This is a genomic window from Escherichia sp. KCJ4928 (assembly GCF_004352695.1).
Taxonomy (GTDB): Bacteria; Pseudomonadota; Gammaproteobacteria; order Enterobacterales; family Enterobacteriaceae; genus ECMA0423.
In genome coordinates, this window is sequence record NZ_SJWV01000715.1 from 1 (window position 1) to 295 (window position 295).

The window sequence follows — 295 nt, forward strand, 5'->3', positions numbered from 1 at the left end:
GATGAGTTTTGAGATATTAAGGCAGGTGACTTTCACTCACAAACCAGCAAGTGGCGTCCCCTAGGGGATTCGAACCCCTGTTACCGCCGTGAAAGGGCGGTGTCCTGGGCCTCTAGACGAAGGGGACGTATCAGTCTGCTTCGCAAGACGCCTTGCTTTTCACTTTCTATCAGACAATCTGTGTGAGCACTACAAAGAACGCTTCTTTAAGGTAAGGAGGTGATCCAACCGCAGGTTCCCCTACGGTTACCTTGTTACGACTTCACCCCAGTCATGAATCACAAAGTGGTAAGCG

Annotated in this window: 1 tRNA gene and 1 rRNA gene; both read right to left on the reverse strand. The window is 50.5% G+C overall.

Features of this window, described 5'->3' with window-relative positions:
* Positions 1-51 precede the first annotated feature (51 nt).
* A tRNA-Glu gene (locus tag E0D98_RS26400) sits at positions 52-127 on the reverse strand.
* An 85-nt stretch (positions 128-212) separates the two neighbouring features.
* A 16S ribosomal RNA gene (locus tag E0D98_RS26405) occupies positions 213-295 on the reverse strand; the annotation flags it as partial.